Below are 25,366 nucleotides of genomic sequence, written 5' to 3' on the forward strand. Positions count from 1 at the left end.
ACGCCTCACCGGTAACGCCGGCCGCATGAAGAGAACACGGCGAGAACACGGTCTGGTCGCTGAGTCGCACAGAAGTCCTCGGCGACCGGACCGTCGCCGGGTCGGTGGGGGATCTTGTTCGTGCTGCACATGGGAATGCCTTGGGAGTTCCTGCCGTCTGGGCTGGAGCCGACAGCGGCCGACGCGGCGAGCTGCCGAACGCGATGAAGAGACGATCGAGGAATGGATCAGCGCATCGCAAGCACGAGAATCCAGTCCGCCCGATATGGGCGGAATGCCAACCCGCGGATATGACAGAAGAACCCATAAAATGCCCGTTTCGGGCCAAGGTCGAAAATGGGACAGAACTCTTTCTCTGGATGTGACCAATCCTATTATCGCTGGCTATCAAGGCATGTGCGGCCTGCACAGGATGCTCGGCTCTCGCTGTTTTCCCGATCGTGCAGAATCCTCACGGGTCAGGTGCACGCCACCGAAGAGACGATCTTGAGAGCTGGCGGTCCGCCTTCTGGCGGGCAACCGCTGGGAAATTCTGGAAAGGCTGTCCGTGAAGCATCGCAGGAGACGTTCGTCGGTGTCTGGCTCCCGGAATCGCCGATCCCCGTTCTGGCGAGCGCTGCGCGGAACGCTGGCCGTGCTCGGAGCATTCGCAGTTGTGATCGCCGGGTCGATCGGTCATGCGCTCGCTGCGCCCGGCAATGCGAGCGCGGCGGCGCGGCTGGCCGAATGGGGACGCGATCACGGCCTGGGCTCGGTCATCACATACCTGGAGCAAATGCAGTACGACGCCAACAAACCCAAGGTCGGTGGCACGCCGCAGGGCGGGATTCCCAAGGTCGGCATCGACGCCACCTCGACCGGAGGTCCAGCTCCGATACCCAATCTCGCCGGTGGCACACCGCTGCCTGGCGAAGGCCAGTGGCAGACCGTAGCAACCGTGCGCGGGAAACCCGCCATCCGCGTCGCTCTGGTGCGCCCGGACACGCAGCACACCTCCTACTTAGCTGCCGCGATGTGGATCGATCCAAAACTGGTCAGCGGCCAGCTGCGTCCCGGCTTCCAGGATCCGGGCGGGAATTGGCCTGAACCCGACGTGCTCACGCACACCGACCAGGAAAGCGTGCTGGCCGCGTTCAATGCAGGGTTCCGCCTGCCTCGCGGCGACAGCCACGGCGGCTACTACAGCGACGGGCGGACCGTCTTCCCGTTCGTCAACGGTGCCGCGAGCCTGGTGATGCTGCGCAACGGCACCGCCGAGGTCGGCTCGTGGAACCAGGAAGTGCACCTCACCCCGGACGTCGCCAACGTGCGTCAGAACCTCGTCATGCTCGTCGATAACGGGCAGCTGAACCCCACCTGCGACACCGGCGGCAGCGCCGAGTGGGGCGTCACCGTCGGGAACAAGTCCTACATCGACCGTTCCGCCTTTGGGCTCACGGCCAGCGGTGCCGAGGTTTACGTCGCTGGGCCCGCGCTGTCGGTGTGCACTCTGGGCCGCCTCCTTCAAGGGGCCGGCGTCGTTCGGGGCATGGAGATGGACATCAACCCGGACTGGATCAGCGGCGCCTACTTCGAGCGTGCCCCCGATGGCCTGGTCGGCCACCGCCTCTACCCGGCACAGAAACTCCCCCCGACGCACTACCTCGCGCCCACCAGTCGCGACTGGTACGCCTGGTTCCCCAGGTCGACCAGACAGTGAACCAGACGGACCTGCAACAGCCCCGCTGCGGCGCGTGGATCGGCGACCCGATGCCAAACCGGTCCGCGCGCTCCTACACGGCGAACCAGCCGAAGCAGGCCAGCCCGGCGATGATGCAGTACAAGGCGAAGGGACGCAGGGTGCGCGTTTCGAAGTACGAGGTGAGGAAGCGCACCGAGATGTAGGCGCCGATTCCGGCCAGGACGCTTCCGAGGAGTGCGGGTCCGAGCACGTTCTGCGCTTCCGGGGCGAAGAGTTCCGGGATCTTCAACAGGCCCGCGCCGCCGATGGCAGGGGTGGACAGCAGGAAGGCGAAGCGTGCCGCGTCGTCGTGGCGCAGGCCGCGGACCAAACCGCCGGCCATGGTGATGCCGGACCGGCTGATGCCGGGCAGCAGCGCCAGGCTCTGCGCGGCACCGATGAGGAGTGCCTGCAGCCAACTCTGCCGGGACAGCCGCACGTCGGACTGGAAGTCCTGGGCATCCGCGTCGGATTCGTACCGGTCGTCCCCGGCAAGGAAGTCATGCAAGTCATGCCCGCGCATGGCCGGGATGGGGACGGTCTGCTCGGTCGACACCGCCGACATCACGATAGTTTCCTGTTCGTGCAGCGGAATCCTGTCGAGGGTTTCGTTGTGCAGGATGTCCTCGTTCTGGCCTCGCCGCTGCTTGTACTTCTCTACCGCGTAGAGAACCAGGCCGCCCAGCGCGAGGAAGATCGACGCGGGTACGGGCTTGCCCAGGTATTCGCGGACCACTTTCTCCAGTACCAGACCCGCGATGCCGACCGGGATCGTGCCGACGACCAGAAGCCAGCCCAGGCGCTGGTACGGCGTCTGGATGCGTCGGTCCCGCACCGAGGTGAGCAATCCCCCGGTGATGCGTACCCAGTCGCGCCAGAAGAAGATCACCAATGCCAGCGCTGTGGCGACGTGCATTGCCACCAGAACAGACAAATACGATGAATGAGGTGCGCTCATGTCAAGGTCGCGAGCCCAGCTGCCCCCGATGAGTGCCGGCAGGAGAACGCTGTGCCCGAGGCTGGAAACCGGGAACAGCTCGCTGACTCCCTGAAGCAAGCCGATCACGGCGGCTTCGAGATAGGACAGATCTGACATGGCGGGACCTTTCTCGCCGGTTGTCGTTGTGTGCGCAGCCGGGCTGGCACCGGAATCCGTAACGAGACTACAGGCCTGGAAATGCGGCGAATTGCGACAGGAGTGCCGTTTGGTGCCGCTGCGACGTGGGATGAGTCGAAGGTATCCCCGACTTCGGATTCTCCGCCAATGTTGAGTTTGTTGTGCTATTTACGGATGGGTATGTATTGTCCGAATTCAACCTGGTAATATGTCCGGGATTGGGTCGTAAGTTCGTCGGCGGCGAGTGTTGCTCGTTTTGGCGAAGGCGAAGGCTTCCGCCTTCAGCCGCCGGGTAAACTCGCCCAACCACGTTGCTGCCGGCGGCTTGCCGTGTCCACTCTGACCAGCTGCCAAGTTGATCGAGACGAGCCAGAGCCGGATCAACGCGCTCATCGGCGGCACCGGCGCCATCGCGCCTGGTGACTTGATGCTGTTGGCGTCGAAGCTCGGCTTCACTGACGACGGCTACCGGGAAGCGTTGCGCGAAATGCGGCGCGACAACCACAAACGGGGCTTCTGGAGCGCAGGGCACAACCGCGCCTACGGCGAGGAGGTGCGCCTGCTGGTTGATCTCGAGAAACACGCGGATCAGATTCGCTGGTCCCAGGTCGAAGTCATCCCAGGCCTGCTGCAGTGCGAAGCGTACGTACGGGCCATGTATGCGGATCTGCCCGAGATCGACGGCTTGACGTTTGACGAGCGTGTGAACGCCCGTCTTGCTCGACAAGACATCCTCGACAAGTCCGAGCCGCCGTCCTTGCGGTTCGTGCTTTCCGAGTCCTGCTTGCGTCGGTTGTGGGGCGACGGGCGTGAGGTCATGCGCCAGCAGCTTGACCACATGATCAAGCTCTCGAATCGAGAGAACGTCATGATCCAGGTGATGCCCTACGAGTCCGCTCCTGGGCGCAAGTCGCCGATCGGCAATAACTTTGTGCTGCTTCGTGTTCCTTCGCCGGGCCAGGCCGGACCGCTGGAACTGGCGTACGTCGAAGGCGTGGCCGAGATCCGATACATCGACGACAAGAAGGCGCTCGCTGCGCACGACACTGCTTGGGCCCGACTGAGTGCTGCTGCTCTGAACTTTGCCGAGACCCGCAAGTTTCTTGCACAGGTCGCACGCGAGTTCAAGGAATAGATTCAAATATCAAGGAGTCCGCATGAACACCACGCCGCCGTTATTTGCTGAAGGTGAGTTCCGCAAGGCCGCCCGCAGCCAGCCCGACCTGTCGTGCGTATGTGTCGCCCGCCGGGATGGTTGGGTCGAGCTGCGTGACGACAAGACGGTGTTCGGCGCGCCGGATGACCATCGGCTGGTGTTCACTGCCGAGGAGTTCGATGCCTTTTTAGCCGGTGCTCGTGAGGGCTGCGCCGAGGGGCTGTGCCTGGAGGTCACTCGCCGCGACGAGGACGGCATGTACGTGTTCCGCCGTCGCGGCTGGGCAGCCGTCGAGCTGGTGTTCACCGAAGCTGAACTGCTGGCGTTCCAGGATGGCGTCACCAACCACGAATTCGACGCAATCGCCTACACCGCATAGGTTTTCCATCAGACGGAAGGGCCCGCCACCACGCGGTGACGGGCCCTTCACGCTCGAGAAGGTTGCGGGCATGTGCGGGAGGTCACTCAGTGGTGCCCGCGCACACTCATTGAGCGGGTAGGGGTCTTGCACTCAGGGGCTCGCCGATCGAGTTCCGGTGTGCCTTGGTTGACGCCCAGCTCCTGGAGGAGTTGTGTGGTTGGTGTGCTCGGTTCCGGGAGTTCCGGGCCGAGCCTTTTCTGATCTGTTGATCAAAGATGTCGCCGTTGCGGCTCCGTCGCTGCCTATCGGCGATGTCTCTATGGTGCGCGGGAAGCTCCGGTGGTCTGGGCGGGCGGGTGGTGCGGTGCTCTTCGGGTAAGGGGTTTGGAGGCTGGGTAGATGGGCTCATACTGCGCTGGAGATGGTTTGGCGGGTGAGTGGCGGAGCGGCATGAACGGGCTCGCGGAGCGGGCGCGTTCCTGGTTGCAGGACATCTATTGAGCGTGTGGTGTTGAGGGGTGAGGAGGCGGTCCTCTCGGCGGAGCGGGTGGTTTTTTGGATGGGGCGGATCCGTTTCCCGCGTCTCATGCCGGTCCGCTGGATGAGGCTCTCAATGTGTCACGGCCCGAGCCGGGGGCGTGGCGTTGGCGGGTCAACGCACGGAACTGTGTGATCGCGACGGGTGCCGCGGTGAATTGCCGGCTTGCCTCGGCGCTGCGGTGGGATCCGGCCGGTGAGACGCCGGGCTGGTGGGATCGGATGCTGGCGGCGTATTTTCCCGGTGCGGAGGTTGTGACGTGCGCTACGTGGGCGGATGCGGCCGGGACCGTTGTGGACGGGGGCGTGGGGGCTCGGGCCGTGGTGTGGTTGCGCCGTCAGTTCGGCGGGCGTGAACTGGCTGGTGACCTGCTGTATGCGGTTATGTGGATGACGCTGTGGCTTTTCTCGACGGTCTACGCGGGACTGTCGCCGAGCAGAATGAGGCCGAGGTGGCTGTGCTTGTGGTGGCGCGTTTCCGCCGTCGGCAAGGTGATTCCGTCGGTGGGCTGCTGCCGTCGGCGGTCGCGGCGGAGGAATTCGCTGGGGCTGTTGAAAAGGTGGAGGCGTGGTTGGTGTACCGCTGTGACGGCGAGGTGGGTTTGTCGAGTTCCGTGTCATGCGCTTTGGCTCGTTAGTACGAATACGTGTTGTAGTTCCCCCGTTCGCTCGTGAGCGTGTCCGCTGGCAAGTGATATTTTCATGGATTTGAGTGGCGTGGTGCATGTTCTTGCTGGAAGGAGCCCTGTTCTCGTTGTGAGGGGCGTGTTGTGGTCCGGGTGCCGGGCGGCTGAGGCCGCCCGGCTACTGGGTTTTGGTGCGTCACCGCGCTCGCGGTTCACGGCGCCGGCGCTCAGCGGGGCGGAAGGGCTGCTTGCCGCATACCTCGTTGCTGCCTTGGGTTGTGGTGGCCTTGGGGCGGGGTGGGTGTGATGTTTTCGTCGATCATGGTGCCGGAGGGGGTGCGGCGGCTTTTCCAGGTGTTGACCGGTGAGGATATGACGGACGCGGATGAGGGTGCGTTGTTCGCGGTGGCGGACGCGTTGGAGTCCGAGGCGGCGGAGCTGGGTGAGGTGGGGGGGTTGGTGGCGGAGTTGGTGGGAAAGGTCCGGACGGAGTTTTCGGGGAAAGCGGCGGACCGGTTCGCGGACGGGTTGGGGATTTTTGATGGGTTGTTGTCCTCGGGGCAGGGGTCGTTACTGGATTTAGCGGTGTTCGTGCGGGCTACGTCGCAGCAGGTGCGGTATCTGAAGTTGATGACGATTTATAGCTTGGAGTTACTGTGGTTAGAGATGGCGTGGGCGATGCGGTTTGCGGGGGCGACCGGTGGTGCGTCGCTGTTGTGGCTGGCGGCGCGGATGGCGGCGATGCGGGTGTGGTTGACGCGGTGGTGGGGGCAGTTGTTCATGCGGTTGGCGATGATGGCGGCTGGTGGTGTGGCGTTCAACGTGGTGCCGGATCTGCAGGCCCAGGTGCAGATGCTGGGTGAGAAATCGGCTGCGAAGTGGGATGGGACGCTGACCGAGCAGGCGGCGGGGATGGGGGCTTTCTCGGCGTTGGTGGCGCTGCCGATGTCGGCGGTGGGCGGTCTGGTCAGCAACACGTTGACGAAGGTCCTGGTGAAGGCCCTGGGCGATGACGTGGACGCGGCGATCCTGGAGGCAGCGGCGAAGAAAGCGGTGGCCGAGCACGCGGAGTTGTATCCGGTATCGGCAATGGCGAAATTCGCGGATGTCGTGGCGGAGCATCTGGACAACTATGCGGGGATGTCGGTGCGGGCGATGTGGGCGGAGCGGTTCGGCAGCGGGCTCGGGGAGGCGTTGGCGGGCTCGTTGTCGGAGTTGTTCGGGGAGGTGGCGTATGCGGCGGCGGCGGGTCTGCCGTTGACCTGGAACCCGTATTCGTTGACGGCGGGTGGGTTCGAGACGGTGTTCAGCGGTGTGGGCACTCTGGCGGGTTTGGCGTTGCGGGGCAAGCTGCACCCGCAAGGCCCGAGCCCGTACCTCGAGGGCACCGGCCGGGGCGGGGACGGCAGCGACGATGGTGGCGGGTCCGGTGGGGAGAAGACCCCGCCGCCGGGAATCGGGTCCGGGTCGCAGACAGGGAACATCCCTGGCTCCCCAGACAAAGACGACAGCACGTTCATCCCATCCGATACCTCGCGATCGGATGCCTCGGATGCCTCGCGGTCGGATGCCTCGCGGTCGGATCGCTGGACTGGCTCGGATTCCTCGAGTGTGTCTGATGTGGACACTGTTTTCTCGGATACCGGGTCGGTGGATTCGGCTGCCGTGCCGGTGCCCTCCGGCAAAGACCTGGTGGTGTCCGCTGTTGTGGACGGCAAGGACAGTAAGGACGTTCAGGACGGCACGCACGTTAAGGGTAGTAAGGAGGGTGCCGGTGGCGGCGGTAAGGGCGGTGTCGATGACGGTATGCCGGGCGAGACGCCGGCGCGTGGTGTTCCGACGGTGCCCGGTTCCGGGCAGCACCGGCCGGGCACACCACCGCCCGCATATTCCGGTGAGGTAACGGGTTTTGGTCCGGACCGGCCGGGCACACCGCCGCCGCCGTACAGTCCGGGTCCCGGTGGCGATCAGGCCGTGCCCGGGTTGCATGGCGTGACCGGGAAGTCTGATGTGGACGTTCCCGGCATGATCGGAGTATCTAGTGTGGACGTTTCTGGTGTGGACGTTTCTGGTGTGGATGGTTCTGGTGTGTCGGGGGGCCGGTCGCTAGATGTGCTGGCATCGCAGAGGCCGGATTCGGCGGCGGAGAGATCATCGGCGGGTATCCGGCCGGGTTCTGGTGCGTTCTCGGATGCCGTGTTCCGGGAGACTGTCACACCCGGGGCTGGGTCTGGGGTGGGGGCGGATCCCGACGGTGGTGCTGGGTCTGGGGGGCGTGAGTCTTTGCCGGGTGCCGTGACCGGCGAGGGTGGGTCTTGTGGTGTGGATGTGGTTGCGGGGCGTGGGGATTCGCATCGCCAGGGTGGGGTTGTGGTGTCGGAGGGTTCGGCGGTGTTGCCCGTGGAGGGGCTTGTTCGCTCCCGTGGCCGGCGTCGTGGTCGAGCGCAGGCGGTGTCGTCTCTGCGGAAGGACGGGGTGGCGGTGTTGCCGGAGGGCTTGCCGGCGGACACGGTGCGGGTGCCGGTGCCCGCGAATGTGGTTGCTGGTGGCAGGTTGGCGGAGTTCGTGCAGGGTGTCGCGGATTCCCCGGGCGGGCCTGTGCTGCTGGTATCCCAAGGCGATCCGGATGCGGGTGTGGTGGTGACACCGGGTCAGGGGTCGGCACTGGCGCGGGATCTGGGCCGCAACGTTGTCGCGATGATGCCGGGACAGGCCGGGCGCGAGCCGCGATGGACGGTGTTCCCCGCGGATGGTTCTCGTCCCAAGCCGCTGGCCGGGCCTGGTGCCGCGGTGCTGGCCGGCGGGCGGAGTGGGGGCGTGGCCGGTCTGGCGGACGCTTCGGCAACGGTCCCGGCCGCCGCCGGTGGCAAGACGGTGGCCCGGGGTGAGGCATCGGCTGCCCAGAGGGCATCTGCCCAGGCGAGGTCGGTGGTCGGGGACCCACGGCCCGGGGCCACCACGCACGCTGGCCAGGCGGGCACAGGGCTTCCCGGCCCCCGGTCGGCGTCGTGGCGGGAACAGGACCTGCGCCGGGTTGATGCCACCGCTGTGGAGGAGGAGTCCGGGGATTCTGGCGCGGTGCCGTGGTCGGCTGATCCCGTGGCGGTGGCTCAGGTGGTCGGCATGTTCAGCGGTGCTGGTTCTGCTGGTGTTGTGGGACGCGGCCTGCCGATGGCGGGGCAGCTCCAGCGGTCGAGTCCGGAGCCTGGTGGTGCTGGCTGGTCCGGTGGTGCTGGTCCGGGCGGGGCGGTAGTGCAGCCCAGGCGCGGTGTTTCCCGCGTGTCGGAACAGCCCGGGCTGGCGTCCCGGGAAGGAGAAGCGACCGGTGAGGGGGCGCGACGCACTTCCGCTGATCCCGCTGCTGGTGTACGACGTCGCCGGGCCTGGCCTGGTGCGAACCAGGCCGGGCCCGGTGGCAACGAACCCGGTGGTGCGCGCCCGAAACGAGCGCCGGAGGATGCGCTAGGGCCGGATGCGGTGGGGCGGGATTCAGGGGTGTGGGGGGTTTCAGATCCGGTAGCGGAGGGTGGGCCGGTGGGGGCCGGGTATCGGTTCCTGTCGGGGGTGAATCAGGCGAATTATCGGTGCGGTGATGAGGGTTTCCGGGTGAATTGCCTGGAGGCGGTGGTGGCGTTTCATAATTCTGTGAAGTTCGGTCGGCAGTTCGTGGCGGGGCCGGCTGTGGGTGACCGGGATCCGGCTCGGTTGGAGGTGGCGTTCGGGGCGAGGGCCCGTCCGGTGGCTGGGGTGGCTGGGGTTGAGTGGTATGTGCGGGGTGGGCTGGTGGGTGTGGCTGTGCCGGTGATTTACCAGCGTGCCGATGGTAGTGCGCATGTGATCGCTGCGGTGCATGCGGAAGACGGTGATGGGCACGGGCGGGTCGTGCTGTGGAATCCGCAGAAGGGGGAGAAAGCCGAGGACGCTGAGGTTTTGGCTGCGACCGGGATGTGGGTGGTTCCGGTGTCCGGGGTGGGTGGGGAGGGGGAGGTGGTGTTGCCGCCCAGTGGTTGCGGGCTGCGGCACCAGGACGGGGGGTCTGGGTTGCCCGCTGTGGTGACGGGTCCCCAGCGTCGGGGTGGTGCGTCCGGGCCGGTGGCGGGCAAAACCGGCACCAAGGGCACGAAGCGGACGCGGGAGGAGGGGGCTGACCAGGATTCGCGGGGGGAGGCTGGCGAGGGTTCTTCTGCTGGGGCGTTAAAGCGGCGGAAGGTGCCAGAACCCGTGGCTGGGGCTGGTTCCGGGAGTCACGGTGGCGAGGGCGATGGGTCCGCGCCACCGGGTCAGGCGGTACCGCAGGAGGTCCCGCGGATTGCGGCGCAGAAAGCCGGCGCGAAGCGCACGAGGGGCACGAAGAGCACGAGGGGCGCGAGGGGCACGAAGAGGACGCGGGGGGAGGCTGACCAGGGTTCCGGTTCGCGGGGGGAGGCTGGTGAGGGTTCCCGGGCACCCAAGCGGCGGAAGGCGGACGCAGCCGCTGCTGTTGGGGCTGTTTCCGGGAGCCTGGGGGATGGTGGGAGTGAGGTGCTCACGCCGACGGATCAGGCAGCACCGCAGGACCAGGACCCGAGTGCGGAGAAGAAACGGAAACAGAAGGAACAGAACGCGAAGTATTACCAGGCGAGAAAGGCTGCTGCCGCCCGTGTTGCGGAGTTGGAGGCGTTGGCGAGGCCGCTGACTAAGGGGCAGGCGGAGGAGCTGGAGAAGCTCCAGCCGAAGGCGCAGACGTGGCAGAAACAGAAGGAATCTTCCGCGAAGTATAAGCGGGTGGGAAAGGTTGCTGTCGATCGGGTTGCGGAGTTGGAGGGGTTGGCGAGGCCGCTGACTGAGGGGCAGGCGGCGGAGCTGGCGGCGCTCCAGCCGAAGGCGCAGCGGAAGCAGAAACTGAAGGAATCTGACGCGAAGTATCGCAGGTTAGGAAAGGTTGCTGCCGATCGGGTTGCGGAGTTGGAGGGGTTGGCGAGGCCGCTGACTGAGGGGCAGGCGGCGGAGCTGGCGGCGCTCCAGCCGAAGGCGCAGCGGAAGCAGAAAAAGAAGGAATCTGACGCGAAGTATCGCAGGGTGGGAAAGGCTGCTGCCGATCGTGTTGCGGAGTTGGAGGAGCGGGAGCAGCTGACTGACGAGCAGGCGGCGGAGCTGGCGGTGCTTCGGCTGAAGGCGCAGCAGTGGCAGAAACATAAGGAATCTTCCGCGAAGTATCGCAGGGTGGGAAAGGCTGCTGCCGTCCGGGTTGCGGAGTTGGAGGAGTTGGAGGAGCGGGAGCAGCTGACTGACGAGCAGACGGGGGAGCTGGCGGTGCTTCGGCCGAAGGCGCAGCAGTGGCAGAAACGGAAGGAAGCCTTCGTGGTTTGGTACCGGGCGGGAAAGGCTGCTGCCGCCCGGGTTGCGGAGTTGGAGGAGTTGGAGGAGCGGGAGCAGCTGACTGACGAGCAGACGGGGGAGCTGGCGGTGCTTCGGCCGAAGGCGCAGCAGTGGCAGAAACGGAAGGAAAGGGTCGCGGTTTACCACCGGGTGGTAAAGGCTGCTGCCGCCCGGGTTGCGGAGTTGGAGGAGTTGGAGGAGCGGGAGCAGCTGACTGAGGGACAGGAGACGGAGTTGGCGGCGCTGCGGTCGAAGGTGGCGGGGCGGGGCCGGAAGAAGGTCGGGGAGGTGTCGGGGACCGGGGTGGGTAGTGGGGCCCCGGTGGTGGGGCAGGGTGTGGAGTCTGAGGGGGTAGCGGGGTGGACTGGAGCTGAGCAGGACGGCCGGGACGCGTGGTCGGCTGAGGTGGATTTGGATGCGTGGTTTGCTGGGGCGGTGGCGGATGTGGATGGGGTGTGGGTGCCTCAAGGTGCGGTGGATGCTGGGGTGATGTTGGGTGAGGATGCGTATGAGGAGTTTGTCGCGACGGAGTTGCTTGCGTTCCTGAACCAGGATGCTGGGGACGATGCTGCGGGTGCCCAGGATGCTGGGTTGGTTGCCGGGGACGATGATTTCGCTGCGTTCCTGGATGAGTACGGGGAGGATTCCTTCGGGTTGTTCGGGGTTGCGGGGGAGGAGGGGCGGGTTTTTGGTGGGTTGGTGGTGGAGGGAGAGGAGGAGGGGGAGGTGTTGCCGGGGCGTGTGGAGGGTGGGGGGTTGGTGGCGGGTGCTGGGGTGCGGGGGGTGTGGGGTCGTGTGGTGGGGGGTGCGCGGGAGGGGTCTTGGTCCCGGTTCTTGCGGGGGGTGAACCAGGCCAATTATTTCTCCGGGGATAAGCGTTTCCGGGTGAATTGCTTGGAGGCCTGTGTGGCGTTCCACCAGTCTCGTGAGTTGGGTCGGCAGTTCGTGGCGGGGCCGGCTGGTGATCGGGATCCGGCGTGGTTGGTGGAGGCGCTGGGGGGGAAGGCCCGGTGGGTGGCCGGTGTGGCCGGGGCTGCGCGGTACGTGCGGAGCGTGCGGGTGGGTGGGGATGTGCCGGTGATCTTCCAGCGGCGGGATGGTAGCGCGCATGCGGTCAATGCTGTGCATGTCGGGCAGGGCGTGGTCGCGGTGGTGGATGCACAGAAGGGGGAGGAAGACGCGTCGGCTGATGTGGTGGCAGCGACCGGGGTGTGGGTGGTGGAGCTGCCGGAGGCGGGACCGGCCGCTGGTTCCGGGCCACGGCGCGAGGACCGGGGGTCCGGGCTGCCCACGGAGGTGACCGGTCCGAAGCGTCAGCCCCGCGGTGGGCCGGTGGCGGGGGGAGCCAGCACGAAGGGCACGAAGAGGACGCGGGAGGGGGAGGCTGGCGAGAGGTCTTCTGCTGGGGCGTTCAAGCGGCGGAAGGTGCCAGAACCCGTGGCTGGGGCTGGTTCCGGGAGTCGAGGTGGCGAGGGCGATGGGTCCGCGCCAACGGGTCAGGCGGCACAGCAGGAGGTCCCGCAGACTGCGGCGCAGAAAACCGGCACGAAACGCACGAAGCGCACGAGGGGCGCGAAGAGCATGAGGGGCGCGAGGGGCGCGAGGGGCACGAAGAGGACGCGGGGGGAGGCTGACCAGGGTTCCGGTTCGCGGGGGGAGGCTGGTGAGGGTTCCCCGGCACCCAAGCGGCGGAAGGTGGACGCAGCCGCTGCTGTTGGGGCTGTTTCCGGGAGCCTGGGGGATGGTGGGCGTGAGGTGCTCACGCCGACGGATCAAGCAGCACCGCAGGACCCGAGTGCGGAGAAGAAACGGAAACAGCGGGAACGGATGGCGAAGTCTCGCCAGGCGACAAAGGCTGCTGCCGCCCGTGTTGCGGAGTTGGAGGCGTTGGCGAGGCCGCTGACTGAGGAGCAGGCGGCGGAGCTGGCGGCGCTTCGGCCGAAGGCGCAGCGGTGGCAGAAACAGAAGGCAGATAACGCGAATCGGTACCGGGCGGTAAAGGCTGCTGCTGCCCGTGTTGTGGAGTTGGAGGCGTTGAAGGAGAAGGGGCCGCTGACGCCGGATGAGGAGAAGGAGCTGGCGGCGCTTCGGCCGAAGGCGCAGCAGTGGCAGAAGCATAAGGAATCTTCCGCGAAGTATCAGCGGGCGGTAAAGGCTGCTGCCGCCCGGGTTGCGGAGTTGGAGGCGTTGGCGAGGCCGCTGAATGAGGAGCAGGCGGAGGAGCTGGAGAAGCTCCAGCTGAAGGCGCAGCAGTGGCAGAAACAGAAGGAAGCGAAAGTGAATTGGTACCGGGTGGGAAAGGCTGCTGCCGATCGGGTTGCGGAGTTGGAGGAGTTGGAGGAGCGGGAGCAGCTGACTGACGAGCAGGCGGGGGAGCTGGCGGTGCTTCGGCCGAAGGCGCAGCAGTGGCAGAAACAGAAGGAATGGTTCGCGGGTCGGTACCGGGTGGGAAAGGCTGCTGCCGATCGGGTTGCGGAGTTGGAGGAGTTGGAGGAGCTGACTGAGGGGCAGGCGGGGGAGTTGGCGGTGCTTCGGCCGAAGGCGCAGCGGTGGCAGAAACATAAGGAATATACCGCGAAGTATTACCAGGCGGTAAAGGCTGCTGCCGATCGGGTTGCGGAGTTGGAGGAGCGGGAGCAGCTGACTGAGGGGCAGGCGGCGGAGCTGGCGGCGCTTCGGCCGAAGGCGCAGCAGTGGCAGAAAAAGAAGGAATGGTTCGCGAAGTATTACCAGGCGGTAAAGGCTGCTGCCGATCGGGTTGCGGAGTTGGAGGAGTTGGAGGAGCTGACTGAGGGGCAGGCGGCGGAGCTGGCGGCGCTTCGGCCGAAGGTGGCGGAGCGGGGCCGGAAGAAGAAGGTCCGGGAGGTGAGGGAGACCGAGGTGGGTAGTGGGGCCCCAGTCGGGCAGGGTGTGGGGCCTGAAGAGGCATCGGGGTGGATTGGGGCTGAGCAGGACGGCCGGGACGCGTGGTCGGCTGACCTCGATCTGGATGCGTGGCTTGCTCGGGCGGTGGCGGATGTGGAGGGGGTGTGGGTGCCGCAGGGCGCGATGGAATCTGGGGTGATGCTGGGCGAGGATGCCTATGAAGAGTTTGTCACGACCGAGTTGCTCGCGTTCCTGGGACAGGATGCCGGGGACGAGGCTGCGGGTGCCGACGATGCTGGGCCGGTTGCCCGGGGGGATGATTTCGCCGGTTTCCTCCCCGACTACACCGACTGGGAAGATCCCGTGGGGTTGTTTGGGGTTGAAGATCCGGACGGGGCGTTTTTCGGTGAGCCGTTTCCGGAGCATGCGGTGTGGCCGGATGCGCTAGGGCCGGATGCGGTGGGGCGGGATTCTGGGGTGTGGGGGGTTTCAGATCCGGTAGCGGAGGGTGGGTGGGTGGGGTCTGGGTATCGGTTCCTGTCGGGGGTGAATCAGGCGAATTATCGGTGCGGTGATGAGGGTTTCCGGGTGAATTGCCTGGAGGCGGTGGTGGCGTTTCATAATTCTGTGAAGTTCGGTCGGCAGTTCGTGGCGGGGCCGGCTGTGGGTGACCGGGATCCGGCTCGGTTGGAGGTGGCGTTCGGGGCGAGGGCCCGTCCGGTGGCTGGGGTGGCTGGGGTTGAGTGGTATGTGCGGGGTGGGCTGGTGGGTGTGGCTGTGCCGGTGATTTACCAGCGTGCCGATGGTAGTGCGCATGTGATCGCTGCGGTGCATGCGGAAGACGGTGATGGGCACGGGCGGGTCGTGCTGTGGAATCCGCAGAAGGGGGAGAAAGCCGAGGACGCTGAGGTTTTGGCTGCGACCGGGATGTGGGTGGTTCCGGTGTCCGGGGTGGGTGGGGAGGGGGAGGTGGTGTTGCCGCCCAGTGGTTGCGGGCTGCGGCACCAGGACGGGGGGTCTGGGTTGCCCGCTGTGGTGACGGGTCCCCAGCGTCGGGGTGGTGCGTCCGGGCCGGTGGCGGGCAAAACCGGCACCAAGGGCACGAAGAGGACGCGGGAGGAGGGGGCTGACCAGGATTCCCGGGGGGAGGCTGGTGAGGGTTTCGGGGGGGTTAAGCGGCGGAAGGTGGACGCAGCCGCTGCTGTTGGGGCTGTTCCGGGTGATGGTGGGAGTGAGGTGCTCACGCTCACGGATCAGGCAGCACCGCAGGACCAGGACCCGAGTGCGGAGAAGAAACGGAAAAGGAAGGAACAGGACGCGAAGTATTACCAGGCGAGAAAGGCTGCTGCCGCCCGTGTTGTGGAGTTGGAGGCGTTGAAGGAGAAGGGGCCGCTGACGCCGGATGAGGAGAAGGAGCTGGCGAAGCTCCAGCTGAAGGTGGCGCAGCAGAAGCAGAAAAAGAAGGAAGCGAACGCGAAGTATCGCAGGGTGGGAAAGGCTGCTGCCGATCGGGTTGCGGAGTTGGAGGCGTTGGCGAGGCCGCTGACTGAGGGGCAGGCGGCGGAGCTTGCGGCGCTCCGGCCGAAGGTGGCGCAGCGGAAGCAGAAACAGAAGGAAGCGAACGCGAAGTATCACCGGGTGGTAAAGGCTGCTGCCGATCGGGTTGCGGAGTTGGAGGCGTTGGAGGAGCGGGATCAGCTGACTGACGAGCAGGAGACGGAGTTGGCGGCGCTCCTGAGGTTCCCCCGGGGTAGTGGACACCACGTTGGCAGGATTGGTTCCTGCTGGAAGGATGTCCTCATGCCACCTCGTAAGCGTCGGTCGTTCACGGCCGAGTACAAGGTCGAGGCTGCGCATCGTGTGATCGATTCCGGCCGCACGATCGCTGAAGTGGCTCGTGAGTTGGGTCTCAACGACGGGTTGCTGAGTAACTGGGTCAAGGATGAGCGGCGCAGGATCGCCGCGGCCGAGGCTCACGGCGAAAAGCCTTTGGAGGCTGCGGAACGCGCCGAGTTGCTACGGTTGCGTAGACAGGTCGCCGAGCTGGAGAAGGACAACGCGTTCCTGGTAAAAGCCTCGGCGTACTTTGCCGCGATGCAGAAGAAACCGAACGGTTCGATCTGATGGTGAAGTACGCCGGCCCCGACACGCTCGCCGAGACCGGCACCGACACCGACGGCAGTGAAGACGCCGCCGGGCCGTTCTCGGTGCGTCGTATGGCGCGACTTCTGGACGTGTCCGCGTCGGGCTACTACGCGTATGTCAAACGCGCGGCGGCGCGGAGGTTGACACCACGCAAGCAGCGCCGGGCTGACCTCGAAGTGAAAATCACCGAAGTACACAAAGAATCCGGCGGCACCTATGGGTCACCCCGCATCACCGCCGAACTGCGTGCGCGGGGCGAGGTGGTCAGCGAGAAGACCGTCGCCAAGATCATGGCCAGCATCGGGATCGAGGGCATCAGCCCGCGCACGTTCAAGGTGAAAACCACCGTGGCCGACCCGAAGGCGTCGTTCCCGCCGGACCTCGTCGATCGGGAATTCGACCAGGGCCGCGTGGACGCGGTGTGGCTGACCGATATCACCTACCTGTCCTGTGGTGAGAGTGAGATGTATCTGTGCGCGGTCCGGGACGGGCATTCCCGGAAGGTGCTCGGCTACACCATCTCCGAGCACATCGGCTCGGAGATGGTCACCGAGGCCATCGACGCCGCCGTCGCTACCCGGGGCGGCCGGTGCCGTGGCACGATCCTGCATTCCGATCGTGGCGGTGAGTACACCGGTCATCTAACGGTGAGAGCGTGTTTCCGGCACGGGCTGCGCCGGTCGATGGGCGCGACTGGGGTCTGCTGGGACAACAGCCCTGCGGAATCGTTCTGGTCCACGTTCAAACACGAGCACTACTACCGGCATACCTACGCCACACAGACGGAACTCGTTGTCGCAGTTGACAATTGGGTTCGCTTCTACAATGCTGTCCGGAGGCACTCCGCGATCGGGATGCTCAGTCCCGAGGACTACGAGAGCTCACTCCGAGCAGCTGCCTGAATCCCCGTAAACCCCCTGTCCACCGCTCGGGGGGAACCTCACCGGCCGAAGGCGCAGCAGTGGCAGAAACATAAGGAATCTTCCGCGAAGTATCGCAGGGTGGGAATGGCTGCTGCCGCCCGTGTTGTGGAGTTGGAGGAGTTGGAGGGGCGGGATCAGCTGACTGACGGGCAGGCGAAGGAGTTGGCGGCGCTTCGGCCGAAGGCGCAGCGGTGGCAGAAACTGAAGGAACTGAACGCGAAGTATTACCAGGCGGGAAAGGTCGCTGCCGATCGGGTTGCGGAGTTGGAGGAGCGGGAGCAGCTGACTGACAAGCAGGCGACGGAGCTGGCGGCGCTCCGGCCGAAGGCGCAGCAGTGGCAGAAACAGAAGGAAAGGGTCGCGAATCGGTACCGGGCGGTGAAGGCTGTTGCCGTCCGGGTTGCGGAGTTGGAGGAGTTGGGGGAGCGGGATCAGCTGACTGAGGGGCAGGCGGTGGAGTTGGCGGCGCTGCGGCCGAAGGTGGCGGGGCGGGGCCGGAAGAAGAAGGTCGGGGAGGTGTCGGGGACCGGGGTGGGTAGTGGGGCCCCGGTGGTGGGGCAGGGTGTGGGGCCTGAGGGGGTAGCGGGGTGGACTGGGACTGAGCAGGACGGCCGGGACGCCTGGTCGGCTGAGGTCGATTTGGATGCGTGGCTTGATTGGGCGGTGGCGGATGTGGATGGGGTGTGGGTGCCTCAAGGTGCGGTGGATGCTGGGGTGATGCTGGGTGAGGATGCGTATGAGGAGTTTGTCGCGACGGAGTTGCTTGCGTTCCTGAACCAGGATGCCGGGGACGATGCTGCGGCTGCCCAGGATGCTGGGCCGGTTGCCGGCGACGATGATTTCGCTGCGTTCCTGGATGAGTACGGGGAGGATCCGCTCGGGTTGTTCGGGGTTGAGGGGGAGGGGCTCGTTTTTGGTGGGTTGGTGGTGGAAGGGGAGGGGGAAGTGTTGCCGGGGCGTGTGGAGGGTGGGGGGTTGGTGGCGGGTGCTGGGGTGCGGGGGGTGTGGGGTCGTGTGGTGGGGGGTGAGCGGGTGGGGTCTTGGTCCCGGTTCTTGCGGGGGGTGAACCAGGCCAATTATTTCTCTGGGGATAAGCGTTTCCGGGTGAATTGCTTGGAGGCTTGTGTGGCGTTCCACCGGTCTCGTGAGTTGGGTCGGCAGTTCGTGGCGGGGCCGGCTGGTGATCGGGATCCGGCGTGGTTGGTGGAGGCGCTGGGGGGGAAGGCCCGGTGGGTGGCCGGTGTGGCCGGGGCTGCGCGGTATGTGCGGAGCGTGCGGGTGGGTGGGGATGTGCCGGTGATCTTCCAGCGGCGGGATGGTAGCGCGCATGCGGTCAATGCTGTGCATGTCGGGCAGGGCGTGGTCGCGGTGGTGGATGCACAGAAGGGGGAGGAAGACGCGTCGGCTGATGTTGTGGCAGCGACCGGGGTGTGGGTGGTGGAGCTGCCGGAGGCGGGACCGGCCGCTGGTTCCGGGCTACGGCGCGAGGACCGGGGGGCCGGGCTGCCCACGGAGGTGACCGGTCCAAAGCGTCAGCCTCGCGGTGGGCCGGTGGCGGGAGGAGCCGCAGCGAAGGGCACGAAGAGGACGCGGGAGGAGGGGGCTGACCAGGGTTCCCGGGGGGAGGCTGGCGAGGGTTCCGGCGGGGTTAAGCGGCGGAAGGTGCTAGAACCCGTTGCTGGGGCTGGTTCCGGGAGTCACGGTGGCGAGGGCGATGGGTCCGCGCCAACGGGTCAGGCGGCACAGCAGGAGGACCCGCGGACTGCGGCGCAGAAAGCCGGCACGAAACGCACGAAGAGCGCGAGGGGCGCGAAGAGGACGCGGGGGGAGGGGGCTGAGCAGGGTTCCCGGGCGGAGGCTGGTGAGGGTTCCCGGGCACCCAAGCGGCGGAAGGCGGACGCAGCCGCTGCTGTTGGGGCTGGTTCCGGGAGTCCGGGGGATGGTGGGCGTGGGGTGCTCACGCCGAGGGATCAGGCAGCACCGCAGGACCCGAGTGCGGAGAAGAAACGGAAAAAGAAGGAAAAGAACGCGAAGCAGTACCAGGCGAGAAAGGCTGCTGCCGCCCGTGTTGCGGAGTTGGAGGCGTTGAAGGGGCAGGGGCCGCTGACGCCGGATGAGGAGAAGGAGCTGGCGAAGCTCCAGCCGAAGGTGGCGCAGCAGAAGCAGAAAAAGAAGGAATTTTCCGCGAATTATCGCAGGGTGGGAAAGGCTGCTGCCGATCGGGTTGCGGTGTTGGAGGGGTTGGCGAGGCCGCTGACTGAGGGGCAGGCGGCGGAGCTGGCGGCGCTCCAGCCGAAGGCGCAGACGTGGCAGAAACAGAAGGAATCTTCCGCGAATCGGTACTGGGCGGGAAAGGCTGCTGCCGATCGGGTTGCGGAGTTGGAGGAGTTGGAGGAGCGGGAGCAGCTGACTGACGAGCAGGAGAAGGAGTTGACGGCGCTGCGGCCGAAGGCGCAGCGGTGGCAGAAACAGAAGGAAAGGGTCGCGGAACGGTACTGGGCGGTGAAGGCTGCTGCCGATCGGGTTGCGGAGTTGGAGGAGTTGGAGGAGCGGGAGCAGCTGACTGACGGGCAGGCGGGGGAGCTGGCGGCGCTGCGGTCAAAGGTGGCGGGGCGGGGGCAGAAGAAGAAGGTCCGGGAGGTGACGGGGACCGGGGTGGATAGTGGGGCCCCGGTGGGGCGGGGTGTGGGGTCTGAGGGGGTATCGGGATGGGTTGGGGCTGAGCGGGACGGCCGGGACGGGTGGTCGGCTGAGGTCGATCTGGATGCGTGGCTTGCTGGGGCGGTGGCGGATGTGGATGGGGTGTGGGTGCCCCAAGGTGCGGCGGATGCTGGGGTGATGCTGGGCGAGGATGCTTATGAAGAGTTTGTCGCGACCGAGTTGCTTGCGTTCCTGAACCAGGATGCCGGGGACGATGCTGCGGCTGCCGACGATGCTGGGTTGGTTGCCGGGGACGATGATTTCGCTGCGTTCCTGGATGAGTACGGGGAGGATCCGCTCGGGTTGTTCGGGGTCGAGGGGGAGGGGCTGGTTTTTGGTGGGTTGGTGGTGGAGGGGGAGGGGGAGGCGTTGCCGGGGCGTGTGGAGGGTGGGGGGTTGGTGGCGGGTGCTGGGGTGCGGGGGGTGTGGGGTCGTGTGGTGGGGGGTGAGCGGGTGGGGTCTTGGTCCCGGTTCTTGCGGGGGGTGAACCAGGCCAATTATTTCTCTGGGGATAAGCGTTTCCGGGTGAATTGCCTGGAGGCGTGTGTGGCGTTCCACCAGTCTCGTGAGTTGGGTCGGCAGTTCGTGGCGGGGCCGGCTGGTGATCGGGATCCGGCGTGGTTGGTGGAGGCGTTGGGGGGGAAGGCCCGGTGGGTGGCCGGTGTGGCCGGGGCTGCGCGGTACGTGCGGAGCGTGCGGGTGGGTGGGGATGTGCCGGTGATCTTCCAGCGGCGGGATGGTAGCGCGCATGCGGTCAATGCTGTGCATGTCGGGCAGGGCGTGGTCGCGGTGGTGGATGCACAGAAGGGGGAGGAAGACGCGTCGGCTGATGTGGTGGCAGCGACCGGGGTGTGGGTGGTGGAGCTGCCGGAGGCGGGACCGGCCGCTGGTTCCGGGCTACGGCGCGAGGACCGGGGGGCCGGGCTGCCCACGGAGGTGACCGGTCCCAAGCGTCAGCCCCGAGGTGGGCCGGTGGCGGGAGGAGCCGCAGCGAAGGGCACGAAGAGGACACGAGAGGAGGGGGCTGACCAGGGTTCCCGGGGGGAGGCTGGCGAGAGGTCTTCTGCTGGGGCGTTCAAGCGGCGGAAGGTGCCAGAACCCGTTGCTGGGGCTGGTTCCGGGAGTCACGGTGGCGAGGGCGATGGGTCCGCGCCAACGGGTCAGGCGGCACAGCAGGAGGACCCGCGGACTGCGCCGCAGAAAGCCGGCACGAAACGCACGAAGGGCGCGAGGGGCGCGAAGAGGACGCGGGGGGAGGGGGCTGAGCAGGGTTCCCGGGCGGAGGCTGGTGAGGGTTCCCGGGCACCCAAGCGGCGGAAGGCGGACGCAGCCGCTGCTGTTGGGGCTGTTTCCGGGAGTCCGGGGGATGGTGGGAGTGAGGTGCTCACGCCGAGGGATCAGGCAGCACCGCAGGACCCGAGTGCGGAGAAGAAACGGAAAAGGAAGGAACAGGACGCGAAGCGGTACCAGACGAGAAAGGCTGCTGCTGCCCGTGTTGTGGAGTTGGAGGCGTTGAAGGAGAAGGGGCCGCTGACGCCGGATGAGGAGAAGGAGCTGGCGAAGCTCCAGCCGAAGGCGCAACAGTGGCAGAAAAGGAAGGAAGATAACGCGAAGTATCGCAGGTTGGTAAAGGCTGCTGCCGCCCGGGTTACGGAGTTGGAGGAGTTGAAGGAGCGGGAGCAGCTGACTGACGAGCAGGAGAAGGAGCTGGCGGAGCTCCAACAGAAGGCGCAGCAGTGGCAGAAACAGAAGGAAAGGTTCGCGGTTTGGTACCGGGTGGGAAAGGCTGCTGCTGATCGGGTTGCGGAGTTGGAGGAGCGGGAGCAGCTGACTGAGGGGCAGGCGGCGGAGCTGGCGGCGCTTCGGCCGAAGGTGGCGCAGCGGAAGCAGAAAAAGAAGGAATCTGCCGCGAAGTATCGCAGGGTGGGAAAGGCTGCTGCTGATCGGGTTGCGGAGTTGGAGGAGTTGGAGGGGCGGGAGCAGCTGACTGACGAGCAGGAGAAGGAGTTGGCGGCGCTCCGGCCGAAGGCGCAGCAGTGGCAGAAACAGAAGGAAAGGTTCGCGGTTTGGTACCGGGTGGGAAAGGCTGCTGCTGATCGGGTTGCGGAGTTGGAGGAGTTGGAGGGGCGGGAGCAGCTGACTGACGAGCAGGAGAAGGAGTTGGCGGCGCTCCGGCCGAAGGCGCAGCAGTGGCAGAAATATAAGGAAAGGGTCGCGGAACGGTACCGGGCGGTGAAGGCTGCTGCCGATCGGGTTGCGGAGTTGGAGGAGCGGGAGCAGCTGACTGAGGGGCAGGCGGCGGAGCTGGCGGCGCTTCGGCCGAAGGTGGCGCAGCGGAAGCAGAAAAAGAAGGAATCTGCCGCGAAGTATCGCAGGGTGGGAAAGGCTGCTGCCGATCGGGTTGCGGAGTTGGAGGAGTTGGAGGGGCGGGAGCAGCTGACTGACGAGCAGGCGGCGGAGTTGGCGGCGCTTCGGCCGAAGGCGCAGCAGTGGCAGAAACATAAAAAAGAGGTCGCGGATTGGTACCGGGTGGGAAAGGCTGCTGCTGATCGGGTTGCGGAGTTGGAGGAGTTGGAGGGGCGGGAGCAGCTGACTGACGAGCAGGAGAAGGAGTTGGCGGCGCTCCGGCCGAAGGCGCAGCAGTGGCAGAAACATAAAAAAGAGGTCGCGGATTGGTACCGGGCGGTGAAGGCTGCTGCTGATCGGGTTGCGGAGTTGGAGGAGTTGGAGGGGCGGGAGCAGCTGACTGACGAGCAGGAGAAGGAGTTGGCGGCGCTTCGGCCGAAGGCGCAGCAGTGGCAGAAACAGAAGGAAAGGGTCGCGGAACGGTACCGGGCGGTGAAGGCTGCTGCTGATCGGGTTGCGGAGTTGGAGGAGTTGGGGGAGCGGGAGCAGTTGACTGACGGGCAGGCGAAGGAGTTGGCGGCGCTGCGGTCGAAGCTGGCGGGGCGGGGGCGGAAGAAGAAGGTCGCGGAGGTGTCGGGGACCGGGGTGGGTAGTGGGGCCCCGGTGGTGGGGCAGGGTGTGGGGCCCGTGGGGGTATCGGGATGGACTGGGACTGAACGGTACGGCCGGGACGGGTGGTCGGCTGAGGTCGATCTGGATGCGTGGCTTGCTGGGGCGGTGGCGGATGTGGATGGGGTGTGGGTGCCGCAAGGTGCGGCGGATGTTGGGGTGATGCTGGGCGAGGATGCTTATGAAGAGTTTGTCGCGACCGAGTTGCTCGCGTTCCTGAACCAGGATGCCGGGGACGATGCTGTGGGAGCCGAGGATGCTGGGCCGGTTGCCGGGGACGATGATTTCGCTGCGTTCCTGAATGAGTACGGGGAGGATTCCCTCGGTTTGTTCGGGGTTGAGGGGGAGGAGGGGCTGGTTTTTGGTGGGCCGCTCGTGGTGGTGGATGTGGATGGGGATGTGTTGCGGGGGCAGGGCTAAGGCAAGATCGCGCCGAGTGATCAACTCAGCTCGTAGGGTTGCCGATCAGGGGAACGTCAAAGTGTGTGATCTTCGTGCGAGGACCGTGGAAGTGGCGATCATGGACTGGTCGGTGTAGCCATGGACGGCTGGTCGGCGCGATCACCGTTGCCGTCCTGGCGGGGCTGCGTTCTGGCTGCGCCACCGGCGCGCTCACCAGCAGCCACCGGCTCCGGCGGTGGCCGAAACCGTCGCGCAGCTGCGTGTGCGCATTACCCGACCACGCCACACCCACCGGCGAGCGCAAGCACTTCTGCTGTGCCACGCTCGCGCTGGCGGGCTCGTGGGGCGTCCAGGAACCGGGACTGAACGTGTCGGCGCTTCCCCGCAGCAGGTCGGGGTCGCGCATTGCCGCGAACACGGGTGTGGGGGGACCTAATGGGTACCGAGATATTGCGCGGAATCCGGGGCACCGTCGTGTGGCGCGGATCGGATGCCTACGAGCGGACGTGGCGCGCCATGCTGTGGAACGAGTGGAAGCCGGAGCGCTTTCCCGACCTGATCGTCACTGTCGCATCGAGGGACGATGTCGTGCGCGCGGTGCGGTTTGCCCGCGCCCGTGGTCTCCGGGTCGCGGTTCGCGGTGGCGGGCACAACTGGTGAGGTTCCCCGCTGCGCGACGGGGGAATGCTCGTCGACCTGTCCGGGTTGCGGGACGTGGTAATCGACCCCGCCGCGCGCACCGCGCGGCTTTCGCCGGTGGTCTCCAACCGCAGGCTCACTGCCGCACTCGCCGAGCACGGGCTTGCCTTTCCCGCCGGCCACTGTGGTCAGGTGGTCGTCAGCGGTTACCTGCTCGCCGGTGGCTTTGGCTGGAACACCCGCGTCTGGGGACCGGCGTGTCACAGCGTGCGGGAGATCGAGGCGGTCACCGCCGACGGGGAGCTCGTGCGCGCGAACGAGCGAGACAACGCCGAGCTGTTCTGGGCGGCGCGCGGCGCGGGCCCGGGCTTCTTCGGCGTCGTCACCAGTTACCAGGTGGACCTCTATCCTTGCCGCGCGCGCTCACCACGAGCACCTACGTCTACTCGCTCGCCGACGCGGAGGAGGTTGCGGGCTGGGCGTCCGACCTGGGCGACCGGCTGCCCCCAATGGTCGAGCCGAGCTTCCTTCTTACCGCCGCACCACCTGGGGTGACGGCGGAACAGCCGGGCAAGGCCGCCATCGTCACCGCCGCCGCCTTCGCGGACTCGACGGACGCCGCAGTCGAGGCACTGGCGCCGCTCGGCTGCTGTCCCGCCGCCGGGCGGGCGCTTCAGGCCCAGGTCGCCGTGCCCTCCACCTTCGACGGGCTATTCGACGCCGCCGCGACGTTCTGGCCCGAGGGCCGTCGCTACGCCGCCGACACGGCGTGGTCGAATGCCGAACTCGGTGACGTGGTGAGCCGCCTGCGGGAACCGATCCTGGCCGCTCCCTCGAGTGAGTCGGTCGTCCTCGCCACCCTGTCGCCGGAACCCCGCGGCGTCGACGCGGCGGCGGACATGGCGTTCTCCGTGGGCGGACGGACCCTCCTCGACTGCTATGCCGTGTGGCAGGAGGGAGCCGACGACGCCGCGAACCGTGCTTGGCTGCGCGAAACGATGACAGCTCTGGAACCCGTCACTATCGGCCACTACGTGGGTGAAGCGGACCTCACTGCGGAGCCGGAACGAGCCCGCCGGTGTTACACCGAACGGAACTGGCAGCGGGTTGCAGGCGCTGCGCGCACGCTTCGACCCGGACGGGTTTTTCCACACCTATCCTGACGGCGTTGCTCCGCGCTAATACGGGTGCCGATCGGGCTTGTTCATCCACGCCTGGTACGCCCTGTCCCCGATCTCGGGGTAGATTTGTTTAATCGATATTCTCCGTTGGTCGAGTGGTTTCTCGAAGTCGTCGTACTGGAAGGCGTCGTCGAAACCGATCTCTCTGGTGTCTTTGAGGTCTTTGGCGTAGTAGACCGCGTTGATTCGGGACCAGTAGATCGCGCTCATGCACATCGGGCACGGTGCACCGCTGATGTAGATGGAGCATCCCATGAGCATGCGGGCCCGCTCGGGCACCACGTCATCGGAATCCTTCGGCCGTGGCACGAACTCCAGCGTCGATTCGTTCTGGTGGTCTTCCGGAATGCTCGGGGCCTCGGAATTCAGTACCTGCGAGGCCTTCCGTATGGTCTCCACCTCCGCGTGCGCGGTCGGGTCGCCGGTGAGCAGAACGCGGTTCTGCCCCCGGGCAATGATCTCTCCGTCGCGGGTGATTACCGCGCCGAACGGGCCGCCCCACCCGTTCTCAACGGATTCGGTCGCCAACCGGACGGCTTCGGCAATGAGTTCCTTGTGTTCCATCCCCAGAACCTCCGATCAAATCGTGCTCAGCGCTTCTTAGTCGAGTTGTCCGACCCG

General features: G+C 66.4%; 12 protein-coding genes and 1 pseudogene. 10 read left to right on the plus strand and 3 right to left on the minus strand.

What is annotated here, in order from left to right; genetic code table 11:
• The first annotated feature begins 25 nt into the window (after positions 1–25).
• Positions 26–490: a winged helix-turn-helix domain-containing protein gene (locus tag ACRXBZ_RS35370; protein WP_433882769.1), complete on the plus strand. Its 465-nt coding sequence runs from the start codon at positions 26–28 to the stop codon at positions 488–490.
• 84 nt (positions 491–574) lie between these two features.
• The gene (locus ACRXBZ_RS35375) at positions 575–1,699 is read left to right on the plus strand and encodes a hypothetical protein (RefSeq protein ID WP_433882770.1); all 1,125 of its coding nucleotides are present in this window, start codon (positions 575–577) and stop codon (positions 1,697–1,699) included.
• Between the two features lie 73 nt (positions 1,700–1,772).
• Here ACRXBZ_RS35375 and ACRXBZ_RS35380 read toward each other — a convergent pair whose 3' ends face one another.
• Positions 1,773–2,816 (minus strand): undecaprenyl-diphosphate phosphatase, encoded by a 1,044-nt coding sequence (locus tag ACRXBZ_RS35380; RefSeq protein ID WP_433882771.1) that lies wholly within the window; start codon positions 2,814–2,816, stop codon positions 1,773–1,775.
• Positions 2,817–3,192: 376 nt separating this feature from the next.
• Between ACRXBZ_RS35380 and ACRXBZ_RS35385 the strand changes: the two genes are divergently transcribed.
• From ACRXBZ_RS35385 to ACRXBZ_RS35415, 7 genes and pseudogenes are all read left to right on the plus strand, one after another.
• The gene (locus ACRXBZ_RS35385) at positions 3,193–3,972 is read left to right on the plus strand and encodes a DUF5753 domain-containing protein (protein WP_433882772.1); all 780 of its coding nucleotides are present in this window, start codon (positions 3,193–3,195) and stop codon (positions 3,970–3,972) included.
• Between the two features lie 22 nt (positions 3,973–3,994).
• The gene (locus ACRXBZ_RS35390) at positions 3,995–4,372 is read left to right on the plus strand and encodes a DUF397 domain-containing protein (RefSeq protein WP_433882773.1); all 378 of its coding nucleotides are present in this window, start codon (positions 3,995–3,997) and stop codon (positions 4,370–4,372) included.
• Positions 4,373–5,044: 672 nt separating this feature from the next.
• Positions 5,045–5,566, plus strand: coding sequence for a hypothetical protein (locus ACRXBZ_RS35395; protein ID WP_433884074.1), 522 nt, complete (start codon positions 5,045–5,047; stop codon positions 5,564–5,566).
• Positions 5,567–5,823: 257 nt separating this feature from the next.
• Positions 5,824–15,864: a transposase gene (locus ACRXBZ_RS35400; RefSeq protein ID WP_433882774.1), complete on the plus strand. Its 10,041-nt coding sequence runs from the start codon at positions 5,824–5,826 to the stop codon at positions 15,862–15,864.
• Positions 15,864–16,787, plus strand: coding sequence for an IS3 family transposase (locus tag ACRXBZ_RS35405; RefSeq protein WP_433882775.1), 924 nt, complete (start codon positions 15,864–15,866; stop codon positions 16,785–16,787). Before ACRXBZ_RS35400 ends, ACRXBZ_RS35405 begins: the two co-directional genes overlap by 1 nt.
• A gap of 105 nt (positions 16,788–16,892) precedes the next feature.
• Positions 16,893–22,943, plus strand: a complete 6,051-nt coding sequence (locus ACRXBZ_RS35410) for a hypothetical protein (RefSeq protein ID WP_433882776.1) — start codon at positions 16,893–16,895, stop codon at positions 22,941–22,943.
• 498 nt (positions 22,944–23,441) lie between these two features.
• Positions 23,442–23,819 (plus strand): annotated as a pseudogene (locus ACRXBZ_RS35415) (FAD-binding oxidoreductase); the annotation flags it as partial.
• Positions 23,820–23,824: 5 nt separating this feature from the next.
• Here ACRXBZ_RS35415 and ACRXBZ_RS35420 read toward each other — a convergent pair.
• Positions 23,825–23,950 (minus strand): hypothetical protein, encoded by a 126-nt coding sequence (locus ACRXBZ_RS35420; RefSeq protein WP_433884173.1) that lies wholly within the window; start codon positions 23,948–23,950, stop codon positions 23,825–23,827.
• 24 nt (positions 23,951–23,974) lie between these two features.
• On the opposite strand from ACRXBZ_RS35420, the gene ACRXBZ_RS35425 reads away from it, so the two are divergent.
• Positions 23,975–24,727 (plus strand): hypothetical protein, encoded by a 753-nt coding sequence (locus ACRXBZ_RS35425; protein WP_433884174.1) that lies wholly within the window; start codon positions 23,975–23,977, stop codon positions 24,725–24,727.
• A gap of 15 nt (positions 24,728–24,742) precedes the next feature.
• On the opposite strand, the gene ACRXBZ_RS35430 is transcribed toward ACRXBZ_RS35425, so the two are convergent.
• A complete protein-coding gene (locus ACRXBZ_RS35430; protein ID WP_433882777.1) occupies positions 24,743–25,309 on the minus strand; it encodes a nucleoside deaminase in 567 nt (188 codons plus the stop codon).
• Positions 25,310–25,366 lie beyond the last annotated feature (57 nt).

The sequence above is a fragment of the Saccharopolyspora hattusasensis genome, from assembly GCF_050972075.1.
In the GTDB taxonomy this organism is placed as follows: domain Bacteria; phylum Actinomycetota; class Actinomycetes; order Mycobacteriales; family Pseudonocardiaceae; genus Saccharopolyspora; species Saccharopolyspora hattusasensis.

What these genes read in the sequence shown, in the direction of transcription:
- ACRXBZ_RS35370 (WP_433882769.1), top strand. Translation starts at nt 26, where the DNA reads ATGAAGAGAACACGGCGAGAACACGGTCTGGTCGCTGAGTCGCACAGA.
- ACRXBZ_RS35380 (WP_433882771.1), bottom strand. Translation starts at nt 2,816, where the DNA reads ATGTCAGATCTGTCCTATCTCGAAGCCGCCGTGATCGGCTTGCTTCAG.
- ACRXBZ_RS35390 (WP_433882773.1), top strand. Translation starts at nt 3,995, where the DNA reads ATGAACACCACGCCGCCGTTATTTGCTGAAGGTGAGTTCCGCAAGGCC.
- ACRXBZ_RS35400 (WP_433882774.1), top strand. Translation starts at nt 5,824, where the DNA reads ATGTTTTCGTCGATCATGGTGCCGGAGGGGGTGCGGCGGCTTTTCCAG.
- ACRXBZ_RS35405 (WP_433882775.1), top strand. Translation starts at nt 15,864, where the DNA reads ATGGTGAAGTACGCCGGCCCCGACACGCTCGCCGAGACCGGCACCGAC.
- ACRXBZ_RS35410 (WP_433882776.1), top strand. Translation starts at nt 16,893, where the DNA reads ATGGCTGCTGCCGCCCGTGTTGTGGAGTTGGAGGAGTTGGAGGGGCGG.
- ACRXBZ_RS35430 (WP_433882777.1), bottom strand. Translation starts at nt 25,309, where the DNA reads ATGGAACACAAGGAACTCATTGCCGAAGCCGTCCGGTTGGCGACCGAA.